This is a genomic window from Candidatus Nitrospira nitrosa (genome assembly GCF_001458735.1).
GTDB classification, from domain to species: Bacteria; Nitrospirota; Nitrospiria; order Nitrospirales; family Nitrospiraceae; genus Nitrospira_D; species Nitrospira_D nitrosa.
The window spans coordinates 40,755-65,000 of record NZ_CZQA01000015.1; the positions used below are offsets into that span (position 1 = coordinate 40,755).

20 protein-coding genes (1 of these 20 cut by a window edge) are annotated in these 24,246 nt (G+C 53.9%); 2 read left to right on the forward strand and 18 right to left on the reverse strand.

Annotated elements, in window-relative coordinates; genetic code table 11:
* Positions 1 to 51 precede the first annotated feature (51 nt).
* The 14 genes from COMA1_RS20320 to COMA1_RS20380 all read right to left on the reverse strand — a co-directional run bounded on the left by COMA1_RS20320 (position 52) and on the right by COMA1_RS20380 (position 19,479).
* Positions 52 to 1,884, reverse strand: coding sequence for an ABC transporter ATP-binding protein (locus COMA1_RS20320; protein ID WP_090751361.1), 1,833 nt, complete (start codon positions 1,882 to 1,884; stop codon positions 52 to 54).
* Positions 1,881 to 3,920: a glycosyltransferase gene (locus tag COMA1_RS20325; protein ID WP_176698224.1), complete on the reverse strand. Its 2,040-nt coding sequence runs from the start codon at positions 3,918 to 3,920 to the stop codon at positions 1,881 to 1,883. The genes COMA1_RS20320 and COMA1_RS20325 overlap by 4 nt, the downstream gene beginning before the upstream one ends.
* A complete protein-coding gene (locus COMA1_RS21295; RefSeq protein WP_176698225.1) occupies positions 3,917 to 5,314 on the reverse strand; it encodes a phosphotransferase family protein in 1,398 nt (465 codons plus the stop codon). Before COMA1_RS21295 ends, COMA1_RS20325 begins: the two co-directional genes overlap by 4 nt.
* Positions 5,315 to 5,318: 4 nt before the next feature.
* The gene (locus COMA1_RS20330) at positions 5,319 to 5,972 is read right to left on the reverse strand and encodes a histidine phosphatase family protein (protein ID WP_090751363.1); all 654 of its coding nucleotides are present in this window, start codon (positions 5,970 to 5,972) and stop codon (positions 5,319 to 5,321) included.
* Positions 5,969 to 7,336 carry a phosphotransferase family protein gene (locus COMA1_RS20335; RefSeq protein WP_176698226.1) on the reverse strand — a complete coding sequence of 456 codons (1,368 nt, stop codon included), beginning with the start codon at positions 7,334 to 7,336 and terminating at the stop codon, positions 5,969 to 5,971. The genes COMA1_RS20330 and COMA1_RS20335 overlap by 4 nt, the downstream gene beginning before the upstream one ends.
* Positions 7,337 to 7,461: 125 nt before the next feature.
* The gene (locus COMA1_RS20340; protein ID WP_176698227.1) at positions 7,462 to 9,423 is read right to left on the reverse strand and encodes an alginate lyase family protein; all 1,962 of its coding nucleotides are present in this window, start codon (positions 9,421 to 9,423) and stop codon (positions 7,462 to 7,464) included.
* A gap of 22 nt (positions 9,424 to 9,445) precedes the next feature.
* Positions 9,446 to 12,088 (reverse strand): glycosyltransferase, encoded by a 2,643-nt coding sequence (locus COMA1_RS20345; protein ID WP_090751366.1) that lies wholly within the window; start codon positions 12,086 to 12,088, stop codon positions 9,446 to 9,448.
* 3 nt (positions 12,089 to 12,091) lie between these two features.
* Entirely contained in the window at positions 12,092 to 13,366 is a 1,275-nt protein-coding gene (locus COMA1_RS20350) for a glycosyltransferase family protein (RefSeq protein ID WP_090751367.1), read from the reverse strand.
* Positions 13,367 to 13,426: 60 nt separating this feature from the next.
* Complete coding sequence (locus COMA1_RS20355; protein WP_090751368.1) at positions 13,427 to 13,960, reverse strand: response regulator transcription factor; 534 nt, start codon at positions 13,958 to 13,960, stop codon at positions 13,427 to 13,429.
* Between the two features lie 144 nt (positions 13,961 to 14,104).
* A complete protein-coding gene (locus COMA1_RS20360) occupies positions 14,105 to 14,800 on the reverse strand; it encodes a response regulator transcription factor (protein ID WP_090751369.1) in 696 nt (231 codons plus the stop codon).
* 13 nt (positions 14,801 to 14,813) lie between these two features.
* A complete protein-coding gene (locus tag COMA1_RS20365; RefSeq protein WP_090751370.1) occupies positions 14,814 to 17,078 on the reverse strand; it encodes a PAS domain S-box protein in 2,265 nt (754 codons plus the stop codon).
* A 10-nt stretch (positions 17,079 to 17,088) separates the two neighbouring features.
* Positions 17,089 to 17,547, reverse strand: a complete 459-nt coding sequence (locus COMA1_RS20370) for a substrate-binding domain-containing protein (protein WP_090751371.1) — start codon at positions 17,545 to 17,547, stop codon at positions 17,089 to 17,091.
* 10 nt (positions 17,548 to 17,557) lie between these two features.
* Positions 17,558 to 18,859, reverse strand: a complete 1,302-nt coding sequence (locus COMA1_RS20375) for a DUF2408 domain-containing protein (protein ID WP_090751372.1) — start codon at positions 18,857 to 18,859, stop codon at positions 17,558 to 17,560.
* 14 nt (positions 18,860 to 18,873) lie between these two features.
* Positions 18,874 to 19,479, reverse strand: coding sequence for a hypothetical protein (locus COMA1_RS20380; RefSeq protein WP_090751373.1), 606 nt, complete (start codon positions 19,477 to 19,479; stop codon positions 18,874 to 18,876).
* A gap of 446 nt (positions 19,480 to 19,925) precedes the next feature.
* On the opposite strand from COMA1_RS20380, the gene COMA1_RS20385 reads away from it, so the two are divergent.
* Both COMA1_RS20385 and lspA read left to right on the forward strand, forming a co-directional pair.
* Positions 19,926 to 20,150 carry a hypothetical protein gene (locus COMA1_RS20385; protein ID WP_090751374.1) on the forward strand — a complete coding sequence of 75 codons (225 nt, stop codon included), beginning with the start codon at positions 19,926 to 19,928 and terminating at the stop codon, positions 20,148 to 20,150.
* 116 nt (positions 20,151 to 20,266) lie between these two features.
* Positions 20,267 to 20,767 carry a signal peptidase II gene (gene lspA / locus COMA1_RS20390; RefSeq protein ID WP_090751375.1) on the forward strand — a complete coding sequence of 167 codons (501 nt, stop codon included), beginning with the start codon at positions 20,267 to 20,269 and terminating at the stop codon, positions 20,765 to 20,767.
* A gap of 442 nt (positions 20,768 to 21,209) precedes the next feature.
* Here lspA and COMA1_RS20395 read toward each other — a convergent pair whose 3' ends face one another.
* From COMA1_RS20395 to COMA1_RS20410, 4 genes are all read right to left on the reverse strand, one after another.
* Positions 21,210 to 22,367, reverse strand: coding sequence for a hypothetical protein (locus tag COMA1_RS20395; RefSeq protein ID WP_141654440.1), 1,158 nt, complete (start codon positions 22,365 to 22,367; stop codon positions 21,210 to 21,212).
* A gap of 330 nt (positions 22,368 to 22,697) precedes the next feature.
* Positions 22,698 to 22,964 (reverse strand): BrnA antitoxin family protein, encoded by a 267-nt coding sequence (locus COMA1_RS21915; protein WP_090751377.1) that lies wholly within the window; start codon positions 22,962 to 22,964, stop codon positions 22,698 to 22,700.
* On the reverse strand, positions 22,912 to 23,220 hold the full coding sequence (locus tag COMA1_RS20405) for a BrnT family toxin (protein ID WP_245631175.1): 309 nt from the start codon (positions 23,218 to 23,220) through the stop codon (positions 22,912 to 22,914). Before COMA1_RS20405 ends, COMA1_RS21915 begins: the two co-directional genes overlap by 53 nt.
* A gap of 151 nt (positions 23,221 to 23,371) precedes the next feature.
* Positions 23,372 to 24,246, reverse strand: the 3' portion of a protein-coding gene (locus COMA1_RS20410; RefSeq protein WP_090751378.1) for a molybdopterin-dependent oxidoreductase. 139 nt of this gene lie beyond the right edge of the window; only the last 875 of its 1,014 coding nucleotides appear in the window; the start codon falls outside the window, past its right edge — the gene reads right to left on this strand; its stop codon occupies positions 23,372 to 23,374.

Sequence of the window (24,246 nt, forward strand, 5' to 3'; positions counted from 1 at the left end):
GCACGCGTCGGCGTGACCTTGTTCGTGCCCATTAAAGAGAAATATGTTGAGCTAGGTCAGATTGTGGGATGCAGGACGAACCAGATCATCCGACTGTTGCGCGTAGAGGTTTGCATAGAGCCCTTGGCGGTTTAGCAATTCCAGGTGTGTCCCTTGTTCGACGAGGCGGCTTTGCTCTAAAACAAAGATGCGATCGAACAGGTCCATCCCAACCAAGTGATGGGTAATGACGATCGTAGTCCGATCAGCTTGGATCCGTGCGATGGCTTCACGTACATAGGTGGCTGATCGGTGGTCCAGTGAGGCGGTGGGTTCATCAAGCATCAGAATCGATGGCTGCTTGACGAGTGCGCGTGCGAGGCAAATCCGTTGCCGTTGTCCACCTGACAAGGTGCTTCCCCGTTCCCCAATGACTGTCTCGTACCCATCGGGGAGGTCCATGATGAACTCATGGGCATTCGCCTCCCGGGCTGCCTCGATAAGCTGCTCCTGAGTTGCCTGTTCGATGCCGTAGGCGATGTTGTCTGCGATACTGGCTCGGAACAGAAGTGTCTCTTGCGGCACCATGCCGATCGAATGGCGGAGTGACTCGCGCTCATAGTCGGCAAGACTCCTGCCGTCGAGGAAGATCGTTCCCTGAGATGGCTGATAGAGGCGGAGCAGCAGGCTGAGTACGGTCGATTTGCCGGCTCCAGACGGACCGACCAACGCGATACGCTCGCCAGGCGCAATCTGGAGGGAGAGGTCATGCAACACCGGGCACCCTTCAAGGTAACTGAATGAGACGTGCTCCAAACGAATAGCTCCCTGTAGCCGATCGGCCTTGACGGCATCCGGGCGGTCTTGAATGTCCGGTTCGTTGCCGAGCAAATCAGCGATGCGTTGGGCGCTGACCATCGCCTGGGAAAATTGGGATGAGAGCTTGGACATGTCCTTGATCGGACCATAAATATTCTTCATGTAGCTGACGAAGACCAGCAGGTCGCCCGGAGTCATGCGTGCCTTCAGGACTTGCCAGGCCCCCAAAAAGATGGTGGCGGCAGTACTGATTGCGCCAATGATCGATACCACCCGCGCCACTGCGGCAGTTGTTCTGGCCGTACGAAGCCCGGTGTGAAGGTGTTTGGTACTTTCCTGGTTGAACCGGTCTTGCTCTACTCGTTCTCGTCCGAAGGTCTGCACGACCGAAATGGACGACAGCCATTCATTCAGCCGGGAGGTCATGTGACTGTCCCGTTCCCGCTGATCACGCGTGGTCGCAAGGATTTTTCGATTTAGGATGAAGAGTGCCGTGACGAGGATCGGCATCGTAGCCAGGATGATCAGGCTCAGTTCCCAATTGACGGTGAACATAACCACGAACATGCCGATGAACGTGAGCGTGTGACCGGACACGGCCAATGGAATGTCCGTGAAGGCGTTCTTCAACGTCTGGGTATCGCCCGCGAGCTTCGTCAAGAGTTCACCAGAACGGGTCTGCGAGTGGAAGGACAACGAAAGCCCTTGGACGTGAGCGAAGAGGTGTTGCCGGATCGTAAAGACCAAGCGATGGCCGATCTTGCTCGTCACAAATGATTGGGCATACGACAAGGCACCGTTCAGGGCGGCGATGACGGCAAGCGATGCGGCTAGACCGCTCAGCACGGCCAATGGCCATGACTGTATGAGCGGATCGAGGAAGGTCAATGACGGCGGCAAGGGCTTTTGCAGGAGGATGTAATCGAAAATAAGTTTGAGCGGCCAGGGCGCCACGAGCTGCATGACGGTGACACCCAGTAGACAGCCGGCGGCCAGAGCCAGATGGCGTTTGGCGGAGCGTAAGTGCGAGACGATGATAGATCGGAAGCGAGCATGGCCCCGATGAGCGATCTCCGTCTGTTTCATTGTGGCACCATCTGTGACTCTCGTGTGAGCGGCAGCAAGGTTCGAAAGGTATGGAGTCGCACCGCTGCGGATCGCGTAAGCTCAGCGAGGAGCTGGTCGAGAAAGAGGAAGGCCTCGCGCTCCATCACCTTGTGGTGGAGCAGTAGTCCCACGATCGGCAGCATGTCCATCTGCGACATCAGGACCTGAACAATCTCATGCGGAGCCTTCATGTGGGCTCCGTGTTTCCAGGTGTAGAGATCCAGCGTTGTGGAGATCTCGGAGAACCTGTACCCAGTGATGCCGTCCTTCCCACGATCTTTGGACAAGACCTGAAAGCCGAGTTCATCAAGGACTTGATAGGTGTCTGTGGTACAGCGATTCCACGGGGGGGTGAAGGCTGGGAAAAACAAGTCCTCAAACGTGGATTCAAGAATCGCTTTCCCCTGCGCGATGTCGTTCAGTTGTTGCGTAAACGAACGGGAAGGGCCGAACTCACATTTTCTCCCCTCCATTTCATGATTTGAATGTTTCCAGCCATGTTGGTCCAGGCTTAACAACGCACGGTCGGCTCGAAGGACATTCTTAAGAGTGGCCGTACAGGCCGGTGTGAGCCGACCGGGGACGATTTCTAGATTCATCGGCACGCCTCTGGCCAACGCGAGGTCGAGCAGATGCTTCAGCGATTCCTCGTCTTCATCGACATCGTCATCTCGAAGAAAGAGATGGAGCTCTCGACCTTCGGTCTCTTTTTCGTCCAGAAACCGTCTCAGTGCGGTGTGCCATTGCCCAGGTTGAGGCATGGAGACCGATCCCCACGCTGAGCGAGTGGTCCGATTGTCCGGCTGTTGAGCGAGCCGTTCAATCGACAGAGCCGTTTCTCGTCCACCGTTAGTATTGATGGAATGTGGAGTACGAGCGTGCGAACCACGCAGAGAGGCGAGGATCTTTTCTGCGAGATGTTCAGGGGCGAGGTCGGCGGGCCGTAGCAGGGTGAGGAGCCCACGTTGTTCCAGCTTCTGTGCTCGAATGGTTTGCTCGTCATTCTTGTGTCCAGTGAAGGGCCACACTAGTGCGCGTGTGCCGGTATTCAACAGATTCATGCAGGTGTTGTAGCCGGCCATTGAGATGGAGAGGGCGGCCTGACGCATGAGGAATTCAAACGATGAGGTGAAACGACAAACGTGGATATGTGAGTGCTGAGCTGCAAGATCATGGAGCTCCACGTACTGTTGCTCGGGCATATAGGGACCTGTGAACACGAGCATCCGATGGGTGAGTTTCTGAATCAGTAACGCGGAGGCACGTATGCTACCGTCGAGCAGTTCGTAGCCCACGCGTCCTCCACCGACGCTGGCGAGGACCAGAGGCACACCAGGAGGAATTGAGTCGCCTCCCGGGGTCTGACAACTCGTTACTACATCGGAGTCTTGGGTCACAAAACCCGTGTACTGAATCTCACAGTGGAGATCTTGGCAGCGTGAAAAAGTCTCGTCCAAGGTCTGGAACGTCGGATCCGAATGGATCAGGAGCACGTTGAAGTATCGATTCATGAGGCTGACCACCCAATCCTCGTGGCGAGTCTGATCCGGCTTGGTGACCAGGATGTCCCGCAGGCTACAGACGACTTGCGTTGAGGGAGCGGCAAGCCGGATATGGGCCAGCAACGGCAGGAGTTCAAACGCAAACCGCTTTCTCCCAAATGGGAACAGCTCGATGACCACGACGTCGGGATGAAAATGATCGAAGAGCCCAAACAATACTTTCTTTCTGGCGAGTTGAACCTGTTCAAGCGTGCTGTTGTCGCTGTGGATGTTCAGCCCTTGGAATTCACTGTCAGAGCTGATCGGCGGCAGGTTGACGACGGTGACCCACGGTGGAACCTCCACGCCGGAAAGCGATTCCCCTCCGTTGACGAACACAACGGTGCAATGCTTCAGCGCTCGTGCGATAGCCATGCTTCGGATGAGATGGCCCATTCCCAGGACATGTTGGCAATAGATGAGGATGCGTGGTTTCTCCGTGTCATCCGTTTTGTATGTGGGCTCGTCTTTCATAGACTGAATCCTCTCTCGGCCAACTGAAGTATCCGCTCGACTGTGTCCTCGAAGCCTGGCGCGAATCGCAGGTAATGTCGGTAGGCCTTGTTGATAAACTGGAGACGGGCATGCCAGGCCAAGCGGTCGATCGGGACACTCCATGTCACCTGTTGTCGATAAGCGTAATAGAGTTCCGCAGTGATCAGGCGCATGAGTTGTTTGTCGATGTTTCGGAAATGCAGGTCGACCATGAAATTGGCAAGATCTTGTACCGGGTCTCCGATGATGAGCTCGTCGAGATCGCAAAAGATGATTTGCTCCTGTCTGGCGAGCAGTTGTTCAATATGAAAGTCCCAGTGGATGGGGCAAAACGGGATCGCCGAGGGCTGCGGTGCGATCCGTTCAAGTTCAGCACCTAAGGCGTGCAATCTTCTGGAGAGGAGGGGAATGGCATCCGAAAGCTTCCCGAGTTTCTTCTGGATCTCTGCAATGTGGTCCGCCGGCGAGTGTGTCAGTAAGCCGGCGGCATCACTTGTGTGCAACGATGCTAACCCTTTCGAGATCGTCCTGCTGTACTGCTCGTAGTTGGATGAGTTGAGGATCTGAAGCAGCGGTGTACCGAGGACTCCAAGTTGCCAGACGGTGTGGGTCTGTTCTGAATATCCCAGAGGGCGCGCCACAGCCATCGCATCCGGGTTGGCGAGAGACCGGTTCCAGAAGTAGTCCAAGCGTTGATTGAGGGAGCGCCCGTCCCCATTGTGGAAAGTTTTGCCGAACAGTTGGTAGGTACGGTCTTGGATCGGATCATGGAGATCATACCGGTTGGTGCACCGAATTTCTGGACGATAGTTGACGACATGGCTTTCTAAGACCCGCGGTGTCCTACTCATGCCGATCTGGACCAGGCCTTCTGCCGGGAGGTGCCGTTTGACTGCCGTCAGATCGATAAGTTGACGCAAGTGAGGAAGGGCCGGGTCGTGGGGGAATCTCCAGATAATGGCATCGTATTCTGGGACATGGATCACGGCTTGGTCACATTCTGAATCGGCAGATCTGTGAGTGAGGCAACGAAAGGTTTCAGCACTCCGTCCGTCAAGAAAGGCTTTGAGATAAATGAAACGTTGAGAACGTTGATTCGTTAAAGGGGCACTTGTGGTGAGTTGGTAACAAGCTGACAATGTGGATTTGATCTTGCTCGAAGACTTCACGAAGGTCTTTAGTCGCGCATCCTGAATCGTACAGGTGCTGGTTTCATGAGAATGCTGCGACAGCTCAGGCAGGCAAGACAGAAGGATCTTGGACGCGGTCGCCGGACTGGTGAACCGGTGAAATGCTCGATACATCGTTCCCCAATCGACGTCGCCCATGAGCGTATCAGCGGCTTCTGTTCTGATGGCGTGAGTACGTGCCATGTCCCTACACCATGGGCTGTGTCCTGGCACCGTCCTCTGTTTGAGCCAGGAGACGGACCATATTCATTCGTGGCTGTTTTTCCGTCATAATCTGGTACACATACCGACTTTTGAGATCCAGATCCGGCCACCCGATTTCAGGCAGGTGCATAAGTAAACCGAATAACGCTCTGTTCACGTTGCGATGTCCGACGATCAGGATGACGCCGCCGTTTTCACGGGCGAGAATGTCACCGAATGAGGCCTTGACCCGTTTCGCAAGGTCGAGGAAACATTCTCCTCCCGGAATGCGGTAGTGGCGTTTATCTTTTTTATGTTCCTGCCAAATTGCGCTGGCTTCGGGATCACGGGTATCTCGAAAGCGGCCTTCGAGGACTCCCATATGCAGTTCATTCAATTCGGGTGTGCGCTGAATCGGTAGACCATGGTGTTCTGCCGTCAGTCGAGCGGTCTCGATTGTTCGCGTCAAGGCGCTCGTGTAGATTCCCGTTAACGCGACCTGTCGAAGCCGATCGGCAAGGAGTTGGCCCTTCTGGATACCATTTGAAGAGAGCGAGGTGTCGAGCTGGCCGGACACACGTTTTTCTCGGTTCAACAGACTTTCCCCATGCCGAACCAGGTAGACTGTGGTGTGGCGGACTGTTGTCTGGGTAATCACTGTCCACGGTTCCTTTCACAGGTGGTTGTCAATTCGTCAATCGGCAACAGTAATGAACCGGTCTTGGAAATGTCGTCAGCGAGGTTGAGTAGGAGTTCCATTAACCCTAATCGACCGTCCTTGAGACGAGTCACGCAACGATATGAGCGCTCGGTGACCAAGGCCATGGTGGTAAACCAGGCGAGCGTTGGATGGTCAAGCTTCCATGGTGTCCGTTGATTGTAGTGCTGGAGAAATGCCTGCAGTGGGCCTGCTAGCTGAGACAATGGCATCTGCTTCGCCAATGCCGTTGTCAGTAATCCGGCAATAAAACTGCCGATATCCTGACCAGGATGTCCCTGATAAACGTTGTCAAGATCGATCAAGGCAATGCTATCGTGTGTCAGGAACAGATTCTTCATGTGGAGATCACCGTGAAGCGTCGCGGTCGGCCCAAGAGAAATGGTTTTGGCCTGTGCTCTTAATCGATCCCGCAGCGGAGCCAGTGTGGGGCGGCAAGATGGTCGGCACTGCATCAAGATGGATCCAACGACTTCGAGCTTGTCGAGTAGCTCCAACACTGGGGTAGACGGAATATTCGACAAAGGGGTTGTGTGGAACGTGGCGACGGTGTGGGCCGCTTTCTTCAGAAGGGTAATGCCGGCTGGGGTTTCAATGGAGTGGTTCTCCAGCGTAGTGCCCTGAATACCTTCTTGCCAGAGGGTTTTGAGGCGTGTGTCATACCACACCGGCCGCGCGAGTCCGAGCCGCCCACTGCGTCGGGCCTCACTGTCCCAGAGTTGCCGCATCACCAGATCTGTCTGAGCCCCTTCTTCGTTGTAATAAGTCTTACCGAAGATCGTCAGTGTCTGCCTCGTCTCCTGGGATGAGTGAATCAGTTCAAATGATGTCTGCACCGTGCAGGTGTGTTCCCCGACATAGTGCATCACACGGGATTTGGTATCGGCCACCTGCCAGCCTGTGCCTACATGCGCCAGGATCCAGCTGGGCGGAATGTTCGATGTGCTGAAGGCTGCGTGGCTGGAGGCCGGCAGTGTGTGCATCTTGCGATCGTTTGGAAAGCTCCAGAGAACCATCTCGACCTCGGGAAGATGGATCAGTGGCTTCCCGAATCTCGGCTGCACGAGGGCCCGTGTCGAGGCCTTTTCCCATTGTGGCAGCGAGCGGCCGTCCGGGAACGCACGGCCGCAGAGAATCTGTTCCCCTCTCTCTCCCGTTTCGACGTTCTCGACGTTCAGGCGATAGCTGACCATGCAGGACGATGTCGGTTTGTACCGGATCTGGATAATGTCGCACTGCCGGATCAGGAATCGGTCTCGAACACTGGCCGAGTCGAACATGCCATTCCACAACGTCTTTCTCATGGCTTCTGTGTCTAAGATCATCGAAAGCTGTGGCAGTCGGACATCCATTGGAATGTCGTCACGTCCATCACGCTGAGAAGTTCGAGATGTCCCTGTTGTCGGGATCACGGTGTTATTCATCATGGCTAGGCGTGATGTTGAAATAGTGGTCGACCATCGCTGCCTGTGCGCGTGACGCACACATGATCTGTATAGGAAGGCACGAGTGAGGCATTGTCTTGGACTTGATGCTCGATAAAGACCAGTTCATCGCAATACTGATGGCTATTCGTGTGAGCGATGGTGATAGACACAGTTGCCCGATGTTTTCCTCCCACCGGTCCGACGATGTCAGAGATCTGTTGAGTAGCGATGGAAATCTTTGGTGTCTCGTGCTTGTAGGGGTACAAGACGGTCAGAAAGCACGTGCTTGAGGCATCTTGCGTCAGCTGGACGATCGGCGCCCGTTCTTTCTTGCCGTACGAAATGGAGACAAAACCTTCCTCGATGGAGGGGCGCACGGTCGGCACCAGCGGCTGTGCAAGGATTAGCTTGGGCGAGTAGACTGACAAGGTGTCGTGCGACCGCGAGAGCGAAACCTCCCCTTGTGCGGATGGTGCGAAATGGAAGTGAAGGTCATACCGGTGGGATTCGTCTGCACGCAGGAGGTCAAAAATGATCCAGTACTCTCCGTTGATGAACAGCACCTTCCGTTCATGAATCACCGGATACTCATAGCTACGCGCTATACCATGCAGATAGTCGAGTCCGGGCTTGCTGACAAATGCGGCCACCGTTCGTTCAGGGTCCGGCCCTGAAATCTTGAACCGATTCCTTTTCCACTCATACCGAGTTTGATTTCGCCCATCGACCAGCACAGTATTGTGGTAGGCGGTGCTACGAAAGATGCCGCGCCAGTTGACGGGGCCTGATTCATCATAGGTATAGCGACCTGGGTCCACGATCAGTGGTCTGCCATAGGCATAGGCTTCGAAACTGAATAGATCGAGATGTCCATGATTGCCGGCGCCGAGAGGTCCGCCATCAAAGATCAAATAGCGTTCGTCCTCATAGGGTGCATCCTGGTCACCCCAGCCGCTTCGCAATACATAATAGCCGCTATGGGGAAATCCTTTTGATCGCACAGTTGGAGCGTGTCCTTTTTCTCCTCGCGACGCGACGTACAAGAGGTCTTCCCCTCCATAGAGGTCATAGCCCTGCTGCAAGAGGTCCAGGAAACAGCGGCTATCGCCATCGCTGAGGGCGGGGATCAGGCCGTCTGGTCGATGGGAATAGAGCGAAAACTCCAAAGCCTTCCTGATCAGCTGATCAAACTGCTCCGGCATTTCGATCTGGTTGAGGCGCGCCAGCCTATTGATCCAGAGATAGTTCTTGAGTACCAAATGGTGGTAATCGGTGGATTGCTCACAATGGACACCATCGGGTTGCAGATCAAATTGAATGTTTTTGACCAGCTCATCTCGCGACCACCGGAGCCATTCGGGGGATTCAACGAATTCGGGGAACACGACCGCAGCCAAAAAGATCGCGCAGAGCTCCAAGGTCCGGTGGTTCCGAGACGGCGTGACATGGTCTCGAAGGTACGAGACCTGGTGGTGCAGCGATTCCAGAAAAGAACGATAGAAATCTGGGGTGACGCAGCTCGGTAGGGTAGCGTTCACAAAATAGTAGTGCGCGAAGATCCAATTCTGAATCCGCCGTCCTGCAACGTCGCTGGGGAGGAAATCGAGCGGAACCGTTCGAATCCAAGAACTCGTGAGATCAACCCATTTCTCGACGTATCGACGATCATCTGTTTCACGATAGGCCATACCGAGCCCGACGGCGTAATAGAATTTATGCAGCAGGATCAGCCATTCCTGGTCGCTGCTGAGGTTCGTGAGCCAGAGCGGTGATGCGGTAAAGATGTGACGTTCGCCGTTGAACTCAAACTCATTCATCAGTATGTCGTCCATCTTCGGGCGTGCCGTTTCACCCGCATCAGGGACCGGGAAATAGTGGATCGTCGTCCTGGTCTGGAAATGGTCTAGTAAGGCGTCAACGGTCAAGTCTTGGAAGGGTTCTGTAAAGAGGTGCCGGGAATCCATCTGTTCATTTGAAGGGTGCTGACTAGTGGCAAGCTGCATGGGTTTCCTGGTGGTTGGTGGTGGTCCCAACAGTTTCCATCCGAAAAAGGTCAAAGAGCTGTTTCGTGGTCTGATTCGAGTCAAAGAGTCGGCACATCGTCTCACGCCCTGCGTGAGCAAGACTGTTGCGGAAGTTGGAGTCGACCAACAGTTCTTCGATGGCTTTCGCGAGTGCCACCGGGTCGCGTGGTGCGACCAGCAGGCCATTACGTCGATCTTCAATAATTTCCGGAATGCCGGAGACTAATGTGGAAATCACAGGGACTCCGGAGGCCATGGCTTCGGCGAGGACGTTCGGGATGCCGTCTCGATCACCGTTGTCCACGATATGACAGGGGAGTACGAAGACCGTCGCCTCTTGATAGATCGCACGGAGCGCGTCTTGTGTCACACCCGGTTCGATTGAGATTACTTCTTCAAGCCCATACCGGCGAATCAGGTCCTGTACCACATCGGTCTGCTCATCCGGTTCACCGACGATCCGGCAGCGGAACGGGATTCCGTGCTCATGAATGAGCCGACAGGCCTCGATCAAAAAGGGAAACCCTTTCTTTTCGACGAAGCGTCCGACCGACAGGATTGTCGGGATTGCCAGCGTCTCTCGGTCAATGGCGGGAGCGAAACGCGTCGTATCGACTCCATGATAGATGGTGTGTATGGGTGCACTCTGTGGGGAGACACCCCGTAAGTGATGATGGTTGGCTGCTGTGCAGGTCACGACGAACTTCGCTCGACGTAGCTTAAGTGACAGCAGATCGCCGGGGTTCAGTTTAGGTAGATAAATGTCCTTGGCGTGGGCGGTAAAGCTGAAGGGGAGGTCGCTCAGCATGCTTGCGAACATCGCCATGGTTGTCGCGCCATGGCAAAAGTGGGCGTGCAGATGACGGATGTTTCCTGAAACGAGAACGCAGTCGGCGATCGCACCAGCACGAATAAAATCCTTGTAGAACACTTTCTTGGGCCACGAGAAGAAACTGCTCCTATAGCTCAAGCTCAATATCCAGGCTTCCCATGCGGCATGCAGATATCGGCGCGGAACGGTACGAATGAGTCGAGCATGACTAGAACAATATCGGGGAAGATTTGCGATCAGCCAGGACAGAAATCCGCTGTCTGTCTTCTCGCTATCTTCGGGCAGATAGGTGAGCGGTGAAATAAGAGCCTTTCCATGAGGACCGGTACAGTTCGTTTCGCCTTGAAACGCAGAGAAGAGGCGAAGCTGAAGCCCCATCTGCTCCAAGAGCAGAATTTCATTGTTGATGAAGGCTTCCGATCGGCGAGGGAATCCCTTCAAGATATAGCCGATCGCGCTGTCGGACGAGTGGGTTGCTATCTTGTCTTGGTCTGGATTCGAGAAGGGTTCTACTGGCTGCGATAGCGCTGCATCCGTCGGTGCCGTTCCCGTGAGAAAAAGCGCTTTAAGATGGTGGCTTGCATAGCCGGAGGAAAAGTGTTGCTCAATGGTCTCACGCCCGGCTTGTCCTAAGCGTTGCCGGATTGCCGGATTATCCAGAAGATGGGCGAGGGCCAGCGCTAGCGCTTCAGGGTCGCGCTGGGGAACAAGAAGACCGTTGTGATCGTGTCGGACAAGTTCCGGAATACCTGAAACTCCAGTCGTGACGACGGGGAGTCGGCATGCCATGGCTTCCATGAGGACGTTCGGAATCCCGTCGCGATCGCCGTCCTGAGCGACCTGACAGGGAAGGGCAAAGATGTCGGCACGCTGGTAGAGCCCCACGACTTCTTCGAGTGGTTGTTGTCCCATCAACATGACGAGATGTTCGAGATGGAACTCTTGAATCAGCGCTTCCATAGCGGATTGCAAGGGACCGAATCCGACGATGCAGCAGTGAAACCGGTAGCCACGGATGTTCAGCAAATGGCAGGCGTGGATGAGCGTGAGTAGCCCTTTCTTTTCTCGAAAACGTGCGACACTTATGATCGCGGGGATCGCCGACGGTGCAGTAGGATGATCGTGCTGTAGCCGGTCGAATCGGGCCAGATTCAGGCCGTGGTAGAGACGAAGCAGCGGGGTACCGTTGTCCGACAGACGTTGGAGGTACTGCCGATTATCCTCGGTGCAGGTAATGACGAATTCCGCATGGTGCATTTTCCGTTGGAGTGTGGCTGGTGGCGTGAGGAAGATATCCTTTGCGTGGCAGGTCATGCTGTACGGAATGTCTGTCAGCCGGTGAGCCAGTTCAGCGACGCTCGTGGGGGCATTCGCAAAGTGGACGTGGAGGTGACCGATGCGTTGGTTGAGAAGCGCTACAGCGAGTGAACCGGCCTGGAGAAACTTTGGCCACGAGGGCTGCTCGGTGGATCGACGCCAAAATTGAACGGTTGAGACATACCGCCGAGGGGAGATGATGAAGAGTCGAAGATGGGCCCATAACGGATTGTGGCGCAAGGTGCCGAGCGAGCGAGGCAGATAGGTGACCGATGCGCGGACTTGGCCGACCAAATCGTGGGTGACGGGATCGGTAGGCGGCTCAAGGGCGAAGACCGACAAGTCCAGTCCCAGGGCTTCCAAGTCTAAGACTTCTTGAAGAATGAAGGTCTCTGAGACCTTGGGAAAAACCTTGACCAGGTACCCAATTGTTTTCGTCGAGGGCTGGCTGAGCATGGGTCAAGCCATCCATTTCTGTGCCACCACGGTTCCGATCTCTCGAAACCGAGGTGAGTGACGGAGGTGCGCCGCAGTCATCTTGTGCTGTTGAGTCGCAAGGAATAATTGTTTCATGGCTTTGGATACAGTGATCGCACCATTAAGCGGGATGCCGATGTCCTGGGGGCGAGGAGGCCGTGGCTGTTGGAACGACCGTGTGATAGCACGGAACAGGCTGTCCGGAGTGAGTTCTGTAGGGTGAATCATGCTGAGTAGGCCCTTGGCTGCTAGTCGTTCGGCTCGGATACATTGCTCAAGTCGCGGATGGACCCTGGGCACGATGATTCCGCGTTGGTTCGCAGTTAAAATTTCTACGACGGTGTTGTACCCGCCCATGGACACAACAACGTCAGCCGCGCGCAAGTACTCGTAAAGATGTGGGGTGAAGTCGATAACTTTGAGGGCCAAATCTTCGTCGGCGGCCTGCTTCAACACGCGGCGTTTATCTGAACACATCAACGGCCCGGTGACGATCAGTGAATCAAACTTGTGGCGACCAGGGTGAATCTTCTCGCGCAGCATGCGGACATGCGTGTCGACGATGGCATACCCGTCATCACCACCCCCTGGCGTGACGAGCACGAATCGGTCCGTACGCAACCCCAGTTCGTTTCGGATTTGTTCCTTCGGACGTGAAGGCTGAGTTCGGCCGATGTAACCGCACGGAATGAGCTTCTGTTTGATGCAGGATGATAGTCCGTATTCCTGAACCGGATCATACAACGAGGGGGTGCCGTACAGGAAAATGGCGTCGTAGATATGTTCGAGTAATGGGATGACGCCGGATTTATTCCATTCCTCCGCCACATGACGGGGATCGTCCTCAATGTCACGCATCCCGAGTACGAGCTTGGTTTCAGGCAGGAAGGATTTGCAATGTCGCAGGGCGGGAAGTAATTCGCCTTTAATGCCCGCAGGGGATTTATCAACCAAAAAAATATCTGGTTTCAGCATGCACAAGCTTTCCCAAATGATTCGCTGCCGCAGCTCGATGGTAATATTGATTGGGTGAGGCAATGACCGGGAACAGTAGAGCCCGGCTTCATTTTTGGTGAGCGTCGGGAGCTTGATGTATTCTGTGCGGGGCGGCAGCGCATACGTATGGGCCTGCATGGAGCCGGTTAAAATAACCAACGAAGCATCAGGGATGTGTTCCACCAACTGGCTTGCGATTTCCAGCGTTCGGCGAATGTGGCCGAGGCCGTAACTGTCGTGCGAGTAGAGCATGATCAGCATAGGTTCAGTTCCATCCTTCGCTATCTGAAACCTCTGGGGCTCGATAGAAGAGACGTTTGGTCACGATTGCTCCGATATCCTGCTCAAGCTTGTGCTGATACATTCGGTTCTGTCCGTTTCAGATAAGGTCATGTTCGTTGGACGAGGTGAATCGCATTTCGTAAACGGTTCGGCCCCCATTGTTTCCGTAGAGTCTCTCAGCCGTTCAAGGGGCGGCCAGCGCCGTTCGCTACGGACGCCGCTCGCTTCGAGGCGCGTGACGGTTGCGATGAGATCGTCGAAGCAGAACGGTTTCGCGAGATAGGCATCCGCACCAGCACTTCGGCTCGCCTTTTCCATTTCAGCCGTTCCCTTGGCCGTCATGAGCAGAATGGAGGATCTCACCCCTCGCTGTCTGAGGGCTCGACAGATGTCGAGTCCGTCATCAGGCCCCAGAAAGATATCGAGGATGATGACGTCGTAGGTGCAGGTTGCGGTGAGATCCAGGGTTTGCGCTTTGCTTGACGCGATGGCGACTTCGTACGATTCAGCTTCAAGTCCGCGCTTCATGAAGCTCACAATCCGTTCATCATCTTCCACGATTAGAATGTGCACAGCTGTCCTCTGTCTGGGTGCCGTGAAACGCACTATGGTCAGGAGGCTACTGTACGTGAACGAGATGAGAGGCGACTGAGAGCGAGATGAGAAATTGATAAGAACTGAGATGCGTGCCCAGTTGGAATTATCTCAGTGGGTCGATCAAGCTGGTTGATTGTCAGAGATCTTGTATCCGAAATCTCGCACGGTCTGAATCAGTTTTGTCTGCGAGCCGCTGTCGAGTTTTTTTCGCAGGTACCCGATGTACACATCGACGGTATTGGTCAGAGTGTCATGGTGATAGCCCCAGACCTGTTCCAGGATGGATGTGCGATTAAGTGCTTTGTTGGGATTGGACATCAGGAATGCGAGCAGATCGAATTCTTTCCTGGTCAAGGCAATCACGTCGCCCCCTCGGCGCACTTCGCGGGAGCGTTGGTCAAGCGTGAGATCCGCTACTTGCAATAAGTGGGATGGTTCCTCTCTGTAGGAGGAGCGACGTCGGAGGAGTGCTTTGATGCGGGCGATGAGTTCTTCGAAGGCAAAGGGCTTGGTGAGATAGTCATCCGCTCCGTGGTCGAAGCCGCTCAGTTTGTCCTCCAGCGCATCTTTAGCCGTCAGAATCAGAATGGGAGTATGAATTTGTTCGCGGCGTAGATCCTGGCAGACCTCGTGCCCGCTTTTGTCGGGAAGCAGAAGGTCGAGGATGATCAGGTCATAGGGGGCCATACCTCGTTGGATGCCTTCTTGACCGTCGTGGACGACATCCACCAAATACCCTTCCGCCTCCAACCCGCGCTTGATGAAACTCGAGATGCGTTCATCGTCTTCGATCACGAGGATGTGTGTCGCTGCCATTAGGTTATGTCCTTTATGGTGTGCGTGAAGCCCAATTAGCTTCGTTACCGGATTGTGATGTCACGGGGCGATCAAGGGGAAACCGAACAGTCACCGTGGTTCCATGGTGGAGAATGCTGGCAATCGAGATCGTTCCATGGTGTGCTTCCGCGATCCACTTGGCGATCGGCAGACCAAGCCCGGATCCACCGACAGCCGACGGACGGCCTCTCCAGACGCGATAGGCTCGTTTGACGACATGCGGAAGATCTGTTTCGGGAATTCCAAGCCCGTTGTCGGTTACGGTGATATGCGCCTCACGATCCACGGTTTCTAATCGAATCACAATCATACCGTCTTTCCGTCCGTACTTGACGGCATTGTCCGTGAGAATCATGAAGAGTTGTTTGAGTCGTTCTGTATCCCCCTGCATCATTACACCATGCGACAACCCTTCACATGTCACGGCCATGTTTCGTGACTGGGCAAGAATGTTCGTTTCTCGGCGCACGTCTTCAAGAAGCGGTGCCAGCGGGGTTGGCTTCAGATCCATCTGCAACGTGCCCGATTCCGACCGAGCCAAGAACAGGATATCGCCGACCAACTTGTTCATTTGACTCGACAGCTGGACGATCCGTTCCAAGGTATTCCGGTATTCGGAAATCGGTTTGTCTTTTCCTCGGAGCGTCACCTCAGCCTCGCCCCTGATCACGGTTAAGGGTGTCCTGAGTTCATGGCTGATATCGGCAAAAAATTGTGACCGTAATTGGTCGAGCGCTTTCAGTTTCTGGTGTGCATCCTGAATCGTCTCCACCGCTTGTTTCCGTTTCGTGACATCCTGTTTGATACTGACGAAGTGGCTGATCTCTCCATTCCGGTCGCGGACGGGAGTGATCGTTTCCTCTTCCGTGTAGAGGGTGCCGTCTTTTTTGCGATTGGTGCTTTCGCCGTGCCATACCTTGCCGCGCATGATTGTCTGCCACTGGTTTTGATAGAACGGTTGGTCCCGTTGCTCAGCGTTCAGGTTGCGGATGTTTTGGCCGATCACATCTTCAGATGCATAGCCGGTCAATGAGGTGAAGGAGGGATTGACCCAGGTGATGCGGCCGATTCGATTCATAATCATGACGGCATTTGCGGCGGATTCGAGTGCTGTGCCCTGCAGTCGAATTTGTTCTTCCTCTTGTTTCAGCACCGTCATGTCCTTGGCCACGCAGGCGATTCCTTCGATGTGGCCAGCCTCACCCCGCATGACGGCTGCAGACCAGAATATGGGAACGGTGCGCCCGTCTTTTGCAAGATAGGTCGTTGCCATCTGATGAATCGATCCCTGTCGAAGCATATTCTGATATGTTTCTCCGCACAGCGGGTTGTCATGTGGCGGAAATAGCAGGGTGGCGTCTTGGTCGAGCAGTTCCTGCTCTTCATACCCGAGCAGCTTGAGGGCGGCATGGTTGACGCTTCGTATGGTGCCGTCGGGATTCAGGACGATCAAGAGATCAGTCATGGAGCGTATGACGTTGTCCACGTAGTTCTTTGACACGGTGGTGTGCAACAACTGCTCGGTCATGCTGTTAAAACATTTTGCCAACTCACCCAACTCATCGCGGCTGGATACGGGCACGGTGGCGTGCAAGTCGCCTTCGGCCACCTTCTTTGTGGCGTCGGTGAGGGGGGCGATGACCTGTAAGGATTGTCTGAGCAGAAAGATGAAGAGTCCGCCTCCGAACAAGAGCGTCAGCATGCTGGTTACGATGGTTTGGTGAATCAATTCGTTGAGCCGTTGTTCAAGTGCGCTCCGATCCAGAAAGATTCTGACCCATCCGAGGGGCTGAGCTGAGACCGAGCTGTCTTTCCTTGCAGGAATCGATGCGTCAGTCACAGCGCTTCCGAACGCGGAGATCCGATACCCTTCGGTGAGGACCAAATCTCTTTCCCATAGATCACCGAGTTCCGGAAAAGTCAGGTCCTCGGGAGTGAGTTGGATTCCAGAAAACTCAATCCACAGGGCCTTGGACGGGAGATAGGCGAGGATGGCGACGACATCTTCTCCCTCACCAAGCGACTGGAGAAGAGATGTCAACCCCTCAACGTCCTGCTCCTGATAATCTGTTCGCGATTGTGACGCGATGGCCTTGGCCAGCGTCCGTCCACGGATCTTGAACTCTTGGAACATTGCATTCCGGCTGGAGGTGTAGGCGAAGTAGGTCAAGCCACAGACCGCGCAGAAGAAGACGGCGAAAAAGAGGGCCATCAGCTTGTGCGTGAGAGACTGTGTGAACCACTTATGGATCAACATGGCGGTAATGCTACGGGTTATCGACAATCAGGATGATTCTGATCTGGCCATCGTTCATTTCTTTGAGTGTCGAGAGACTGATGTATCCAATGGCTCCCTCAATGGTGCCGACAAAACGCACGACGGCTTCGTCCGACCGTTCGATCACACTCTGGACGGGAACGGGTGTCCCTTGGCGATAGAACACTTGATCCGGCTTTGCGTTCAGCACTCGCAGATAGAACGTTTTTCTCTCTTCGGCAGCGATCTCACGATTGACCAGCTTGATCCGATCGCCTGCTGGCCAGTGAAGGGTCTCGCCTCGGTACATGCTGGCGATCGCCGTCGTACTCAAGGAGGTGTTGGGATTACTTTTGTGGACGATAACGGCGAGGGGATCGGCTTGGGCGAGGGCGGGGAACGACCAAAGGAAGAGGGCAACCGCCAGCGCCTCGAGCCAGCGCGTTTTGGTACAGGATGGGCGAGTCATGCGATGGCCGCTAGAAGATCCACGCGATGGATGTCAGAAATCCGTCGGACGGGAATTGGTTGAATTGGCCGTTGTTAAACTGATACTCCATCTTGAAGACATAATCCTCGACCGGGCGATAATTGAATCCGACGATGATTTGTTCGCCGGTCAGACTACCAGTCGGACTTGCCGTCGTATTCATCTTGGTGCGGCCGTAGAGACCGACGAGCGCCAATGTCGGATTATTGAAGTGTCGTCCCAGGATGGTGGAGTTCAATACCGACGGCCAGAACCGATACGTGAGCTGGATGTAATACCCCCAGAGGCTTGATAGGGTTGGTGAGCCTTGAATATCAAACCGTGCGAATTCGCTTCTGAGCTGAAAGTTTTCCCATATTTTCACATTGCGAGGCTTGAATTCAGTGTCGAAGGCGATGCCAGTGATCAGGTCTTGAGAGCCGGTCTTGTAGTCTCCACGGTATCCTGAAAGTCCTACTTCGTACTGATCAAAGAATTTTAGGGTTGCGCGTCCGACGACTGCCTTGTCGCCGTTATTGTCTGAGCGTAATCCTGTTCGCGCACTTTGCAGGCCTGGGTCAGGAATGTTGCCTGGTGTAGCCATAAACTTATCCGTGAGTCCGTTGATCACCTGAACTTCGTAGGTCGCTTTGACGTTATCTGAGATCGGTATGAGTCCAAAGGCGCTGAATCCCAAATCGCCCCAGGTGGTGGGGGTCACCAGGCGTGCCACCGAAGGCGGACGTATGAGATCTCTGCGTGGATCGAAGTGATCAAGATTAAACTTGCCGAATGGGATCAGCAATACCCCCGCACGGACATTGAATGCCTGTGCAAGGAGAAGATCGACATAGGCCTGTTCTGCATCCGCGGTTCCATGGGGAAGCCCCAGATCAATTTCGGTGTAGACCCGAATCCGATCGTGAAAGTGTCCTGAAATTAAGACTTCAAAGTTGCCGTCATGGGTGGACCGTCGATCCTGAAAACTTTCAAACCACACAGCCCCGTAGGCACCGACTCGGATGTTCTGAGCGAGTTCGTCCGACAAGCTGCTCTGTTGTTGTTCAACCACCCCGAGACGCTCTTTCAGGTCGGCGAGGTCCTTGCGGTGCTGTTCTTCAATCCGGTGAAGCTGCTCTTGCAATTGTTCGACGGTATCCTCTTTGCCGCTTTTGGATGGCATGCCGGAGGTTTGGGCGAGGACCAGGTTTGGAATGCCTAGGCAGAGCAGGAGTGTGATTAACGCTACGACATTGTGTACGAGGGGCTGGCTATCGGGAGATAGCTGAAACCAGGGTCGGTGTTGTCTCATACTCTCATGATCCTTTACCGGAGGGGAGTGATGATCCAGTTCGTCATGGTGCCCTTTCCGTCCGAGCGACGTGTATAGAGCCGTTGAATGCCGGTTGGCCGCAGCTTCCAGTTGGATACCGGTTGCTGATAGGTGTTCTGCTCTCCTTCGTATCGAGGTCGTCGTAGGTTTTCGATAATGAGATGGACCTCTTCGTTAAGGACAAACACGAACCCTGTCGTCTGCCGATCCGGCTTTTCCGTGTCGGCGATGGTAAAGGCGGTGACCTGCTGTGGAGGGGCAAGGCTCAAGGCTTTGGATAGTTCTGGTGCCAACTGCTCTGCTTGAGACCTGGTGAAGACTTTCCTGAGGTGAGTTTTTGAAAACGGCAAAACGGTGGCTGCATCATAGGTTAAAGATTCTAGGACATTGAATATCGCCTCAGGTGGCATCGTGTAGGGGTGGTGAAAATGGTTGATTGGAGGGTATCCCCCTGGAAGTTCTCGAAGCTCGACCGAGAAAGTCTCTGATTGATAAATCAGGAGGTTTTGGCGCAACTTGCAAGATGGCATACTCAAGAGTGCTAGGGCTATGGCCGCCATGAAGATGTTCCCTGGCACGGTCCTATTCCGTTTGACCATCACCCTCTCCTTCGCACCGGCGGATGTTTCATTGGCGTCCCCCCTATGCTGATTTCCTTTTGACGAGGCTGGGGCGGTTTTGTAAATACCATGGGATTTCTTTTAATTGGAATGAACCATAAGAAACAAGGCCAAGTAAAAAAACGGTATCATGCGGAATTATGTCTTGTGTATTATTAGGGTGTAGGTATTAGGCATACAATGCTGACCGTGGCATAGCGAGGAACAAGCCGGTGCCTCTTCATGTTGTGCACGAGGGACTCGTTACGTTGAACGATCAGGTTCGAGAACTGAGGGTGTTCCGTAATGAGACAATCGAGGCTCTTACGGAGGAAGCAATACTGTTGGGAGGCCGCCGATGCCCCTTGCGTGCATGGAACGGCGCATGATATCCAAAGCATATGCAACAATGGTGTGCATGAGTACATCGGGAGGGAGATGATCCAATGAAGCAGGAACAGCGGGTAACAAAGCGCAAGGAGAGGGTCACACTTTCTCTCTCCGCCGATATGGTCGAACGGTTGCGAACCGTCGTGTATTGGAGTCCTAAGCTGACACTCACGGGTGTCGTTGAATCTGCGATCCAATCCACGCTCACCAAACTCGAAAAGGGAAAGCGCTTCAAGAAGCGAAAGGGGAAGCTCCCGGTTGGACGTCCACGCAAAAATTAATCGTCCTGACGGCGGTCTCACGGTCTTGGTGTTGAGCGTGTCTGGATATGTGAAGGTTGGGGGGTGTGAAAGAGGTCAGACCTCTACGGGCGCACCGGAGTGGTGTAGAATGAGAAATGAAGCACCGCTTCAATCAAAGTGTGTTGCTTCTACTGCTGCTCATCCTTTCGATAGGATGTGATCAACTCACCAAAGATGCTGCCCGTCAGCACCTGGCGCGTCAATCACCATACTCGTGGTTTCACGACACCATCCGCCTCCAATATGCTGAGAACATCGGGGCTTTCCTGAGCTTCGGTGGAGGGTTCTCGGAGGGGTTACGGGTCTTTCTCTTTCAGGTATTCCCTAGCGTGTGTCTCCTAGTTTTGGCGGTTGTGCTCTTTGTTCAACCGATGTTTCTCGATACGGTTGTTGCCTGGAGTCTGGTGCTGAGCGGCGGGTTGGGTAATCTTGTCGACCGCATCATAAACGACGGGCGTGTGATCGATTTCATGAACATCGGCATCGGTAGTCTTCGTACCGGGATCTTCAACGTGGCCGATGTCTGCATTACTGTCGGTGTCGTAGTGCTCGTTTTTCAGGCGCTACGGCGACCGTGCAGATCAATGTTGGGATAGCGCCAGGTTCCCCTCTGTTTCCCTGTCACATTTCACTCCAACTCACGTCGGTCGAAAGTTTGAGTTTGAGGCTGGGGTGTTGACTAGAAAAGTAACCTGGAGGTCAATGATGAATGTGGGAGGGACGTTTGTATCAAGAAAGGGATTGATTATAAGAAATCTTGCTTTGTCAATCGGGGACTTGATGTTGTGGCGGGTATGACAGGTTGCTCGCCGGTAGGGACTGCCTGCTCGGTGGGGTTTTCAGAGCGGGAGCAGCAGGCGGGAGTTAAGAGTATCACCTGAAATGCGAAAGGATCGAGTTGAGGGAGACTTCAAGGCTGGGAAGATTGATCAAAAGAAATATGAGATCCGCAAAGATCAGATCGTGAGAGACTCGCTGTTGCAGTAGCTGGTATTCTGTTGGTGTAGCACGAATTCAGAGTGTCTTGTGTTCCTCCCGCTACCCGAGTCGTAATAAGTTGGTCTCGCCTTTTGGGCTATGACTCCACTGGGCCTTAAACTCAAAATCTGAAAGGGTCACATATGACTGTGGTAGTCCGGCAAAATAGCTGTCGGGAAGGGGGTGTCGTGCCATAGGGTGGTGATAGACAAATAACGCAGCGTGGAGAGCGCTGTTATGCCATCGGCGTTGGCCATAGACTACGGCACTCAGTCTGGTGTTCTGAGGAGTGTTTTGTTGATCGGGCATGAATAATCCTCCTGGTGCTAACACCCAACTCGATTCACCAGTATTTCTATTCATGCGGGATTGCCATTCCCCCCACAGCGCCCGCTGTAACGATTCTCGCGAAATGTGAAGCCTGTCACCTTCGAAGAGAAAGATTATCAGAGGAAGTTCTTGCTTTTGGACAGCTTTATACTTTTTTACTTTCTTGCGTAGGGTATTCCTTACTTGATCCGTGGCGGTAATGTTTCCTCCTTGTCCTGCAAGTCCTTCCACAATGGGTCGCCGGATATCATGTCGCTGGCTTGCAGTTAGGGTGAGATGACAACTAATGAGAGGCGGTCCGATAGCCACATCCCGTGGGCCACCATTATCCAATTTGTCGAGCCAGGCTTGGACTATTGGTCTTGCTCCATTGATCGAAAGCCCACCGGAGTTGAATCGCTCGGCATCTACAAGAACTCCCCATTGATGCTCAAAGTTCTGATTTAGCCAACTGGCAAGTTCATGCGACTTATCATCGTCATTTTCCCGTTCGATTCTTTGGTAGGCGGTGGCGACTTCCCATACTTGTTTGTTTCCATCAGGAAACTGAACGATGAAGTCGGGACGTCTTGAGCCTAACAACGGGGAGTGCTGAATAGATGTCGAACCAACTTCCTTGGCAATCCTTGATGCCATGAGTTCGTAATAGGCACTCCAGAAGTCTCTAAAAGTAAGTGAGCGCAATCGTTTTCGCAGATCAAGTTTTTGATAGCTCTTGAGTTCTTTGTACCATCTCTCAAGCTTCTCGATCTCCTGCTCTTGGTTTAGCGCCCCATGAAATAAGTTTGGAAGAGGTCGGCGATCCCAGTGTTCGGGCCTGGGAATTGAGCGAATGAACGACTTTGGATACAAGCTTCTCATGGCAAACAGTTGAGAGACTATCAACAAGGTGGTGTGCTTTGAAGGTATAAGAGCTCGATATAAACTGTATAAAGTTGTCGGAACACGTGAGGGTGATGCAATGGCATGGAGACCAGTACGTAAGGTATTCAGAAACCGCTGATAATTCTCATGAAGGCCCGCTATCGGTTGCCGCAGAATTCTCAAATGGGTTGTTCGTCAAGACCGCTGTGAGTTTGACTCCCGAGGCGTGTGTGGTTAATACGTCGAGGTGGACAAACGACCGACAATGAAGCCGGCGAACTGTTTCAGCGTTCTGCTCTTCAGCAATGATCGTGTGGTACCCGCTCGCGCCGGTTGGGTGCAGCCGTACTGCTGTTACGACTTATGCGCTTCCATGTACGCGCGGAGTAGGGCGTTAATTCTTGTCTGATACCCGGGTCCCTTTGTTTTAAACCACTCCAAGACCTGACGGTCTAAACGAATAGTGACAGCAGTCTTGGGTTCTGGGAGTCTGAGCACGGCACGCTTGAAGAACGCCTTGCCTTGTTCCGGAATATCGGAAGTATCAATCTCCGAGTTTTTGAGGGCGTCAATTCTTGCCCAGTTCGTCCGCGATCGCTTCCTGGTAGTGGGCTTTTTCACGTCTGTTAGCCTTTCTGGCTGAGATGATTCGAGTCACGTTCGGATTACGCTCAGTAAATGCGACAACTATGAGCCGCCCGCGAATGAATCCGAATCCGATCTTTCTGGCTTCTCCGTAGTCTTTGCGACTGTCAGTGCCGACCAACATCAGGCTGGTGAACATCTCCGGTACATCCAGGAAATCGATTCCGTGTTTGGCGATATTGGTTTCTCGTTTGGCTTCGTCCCATTCAAACCTCACGGGACGAGTGTACATACAGAGTGTATGCACGTCAAGGACGAGATGCCTTGGTGTTGGATCTCAGTTCAATGTGGGCTGTAGGTCGAACTCTTGTCAGTCATGAAAGGACCATGCAAATAGAGCTACACGAGTGATTGAGTGACTCGGAGCGAAGTCGAGGGCCTCTTCAGCCGATTGATTCCACTTCTGAAATGATGGTGTGGTACCCACTGGCGCCGGCCGGCTGGGGGCGCACGATTTCAGCGATCTGGAGTTGCCCCTTCGTGTCGGTGGCGCGCACGACGGTTTGGAATTTGCCCGGTTTTGGCGGGTGCCAGATGTACGTCCAGATCACCCAGGAATAGGGCGACATGGGCGGTTCGATCTTGCAGTCGGCCCACGTACGGCCGGCATCAAAACTCAATTCCACTTTGCTGATGCTGTTCGGCCCGCCGAACGCGATGCCGCGAAAGGTATGTTCAGGCCCTCGGAGTGTTTGATAATGTCCCGGTGAATCAATGCGGGAAAAGACTTTGATCGTACCGTCGTCGGTCCAGCCCTTCCGCTGCCAGTAGCCCCTATAGTCGCCCGGATAGACTTCGATTTCGACGATCCACTTCACATTCTTGATGCCATACAGACCTGGCACCAGGAGGCGGAGCGGAAAGCCATGCTCTTGGGGGAGCTTCTCGCCGTTCATCAGAAATGCCAACATCACGTCGTCCTGCATCGCGCGGGTGAACGGGATGCTGTCGTCGTAGCCGTCGATGCCGCGAAAGACGACATCGCGCGCTGTCTCGGTATCAACACCACAGTCGAGCAGTAATTTCTTCAGCGAGATGCCGCGCCATGTCGCTGTGCCCATGCTGTCGCCGCCGGGCAGGGTGTCGATGCACATGAGAGTGGAGATCTGATCGTATGAATCACGGTTTAAGATATCGCGCCAGCCGAGCGATGTCGGGGTTTGCACGGCGCCTGTGATGTGCACCTTCCACTGTTCGATGTTCAGCTCGCGGGAGGCTGAGACGGCACCATCAGCATAATTAACTACATAAAACTTTT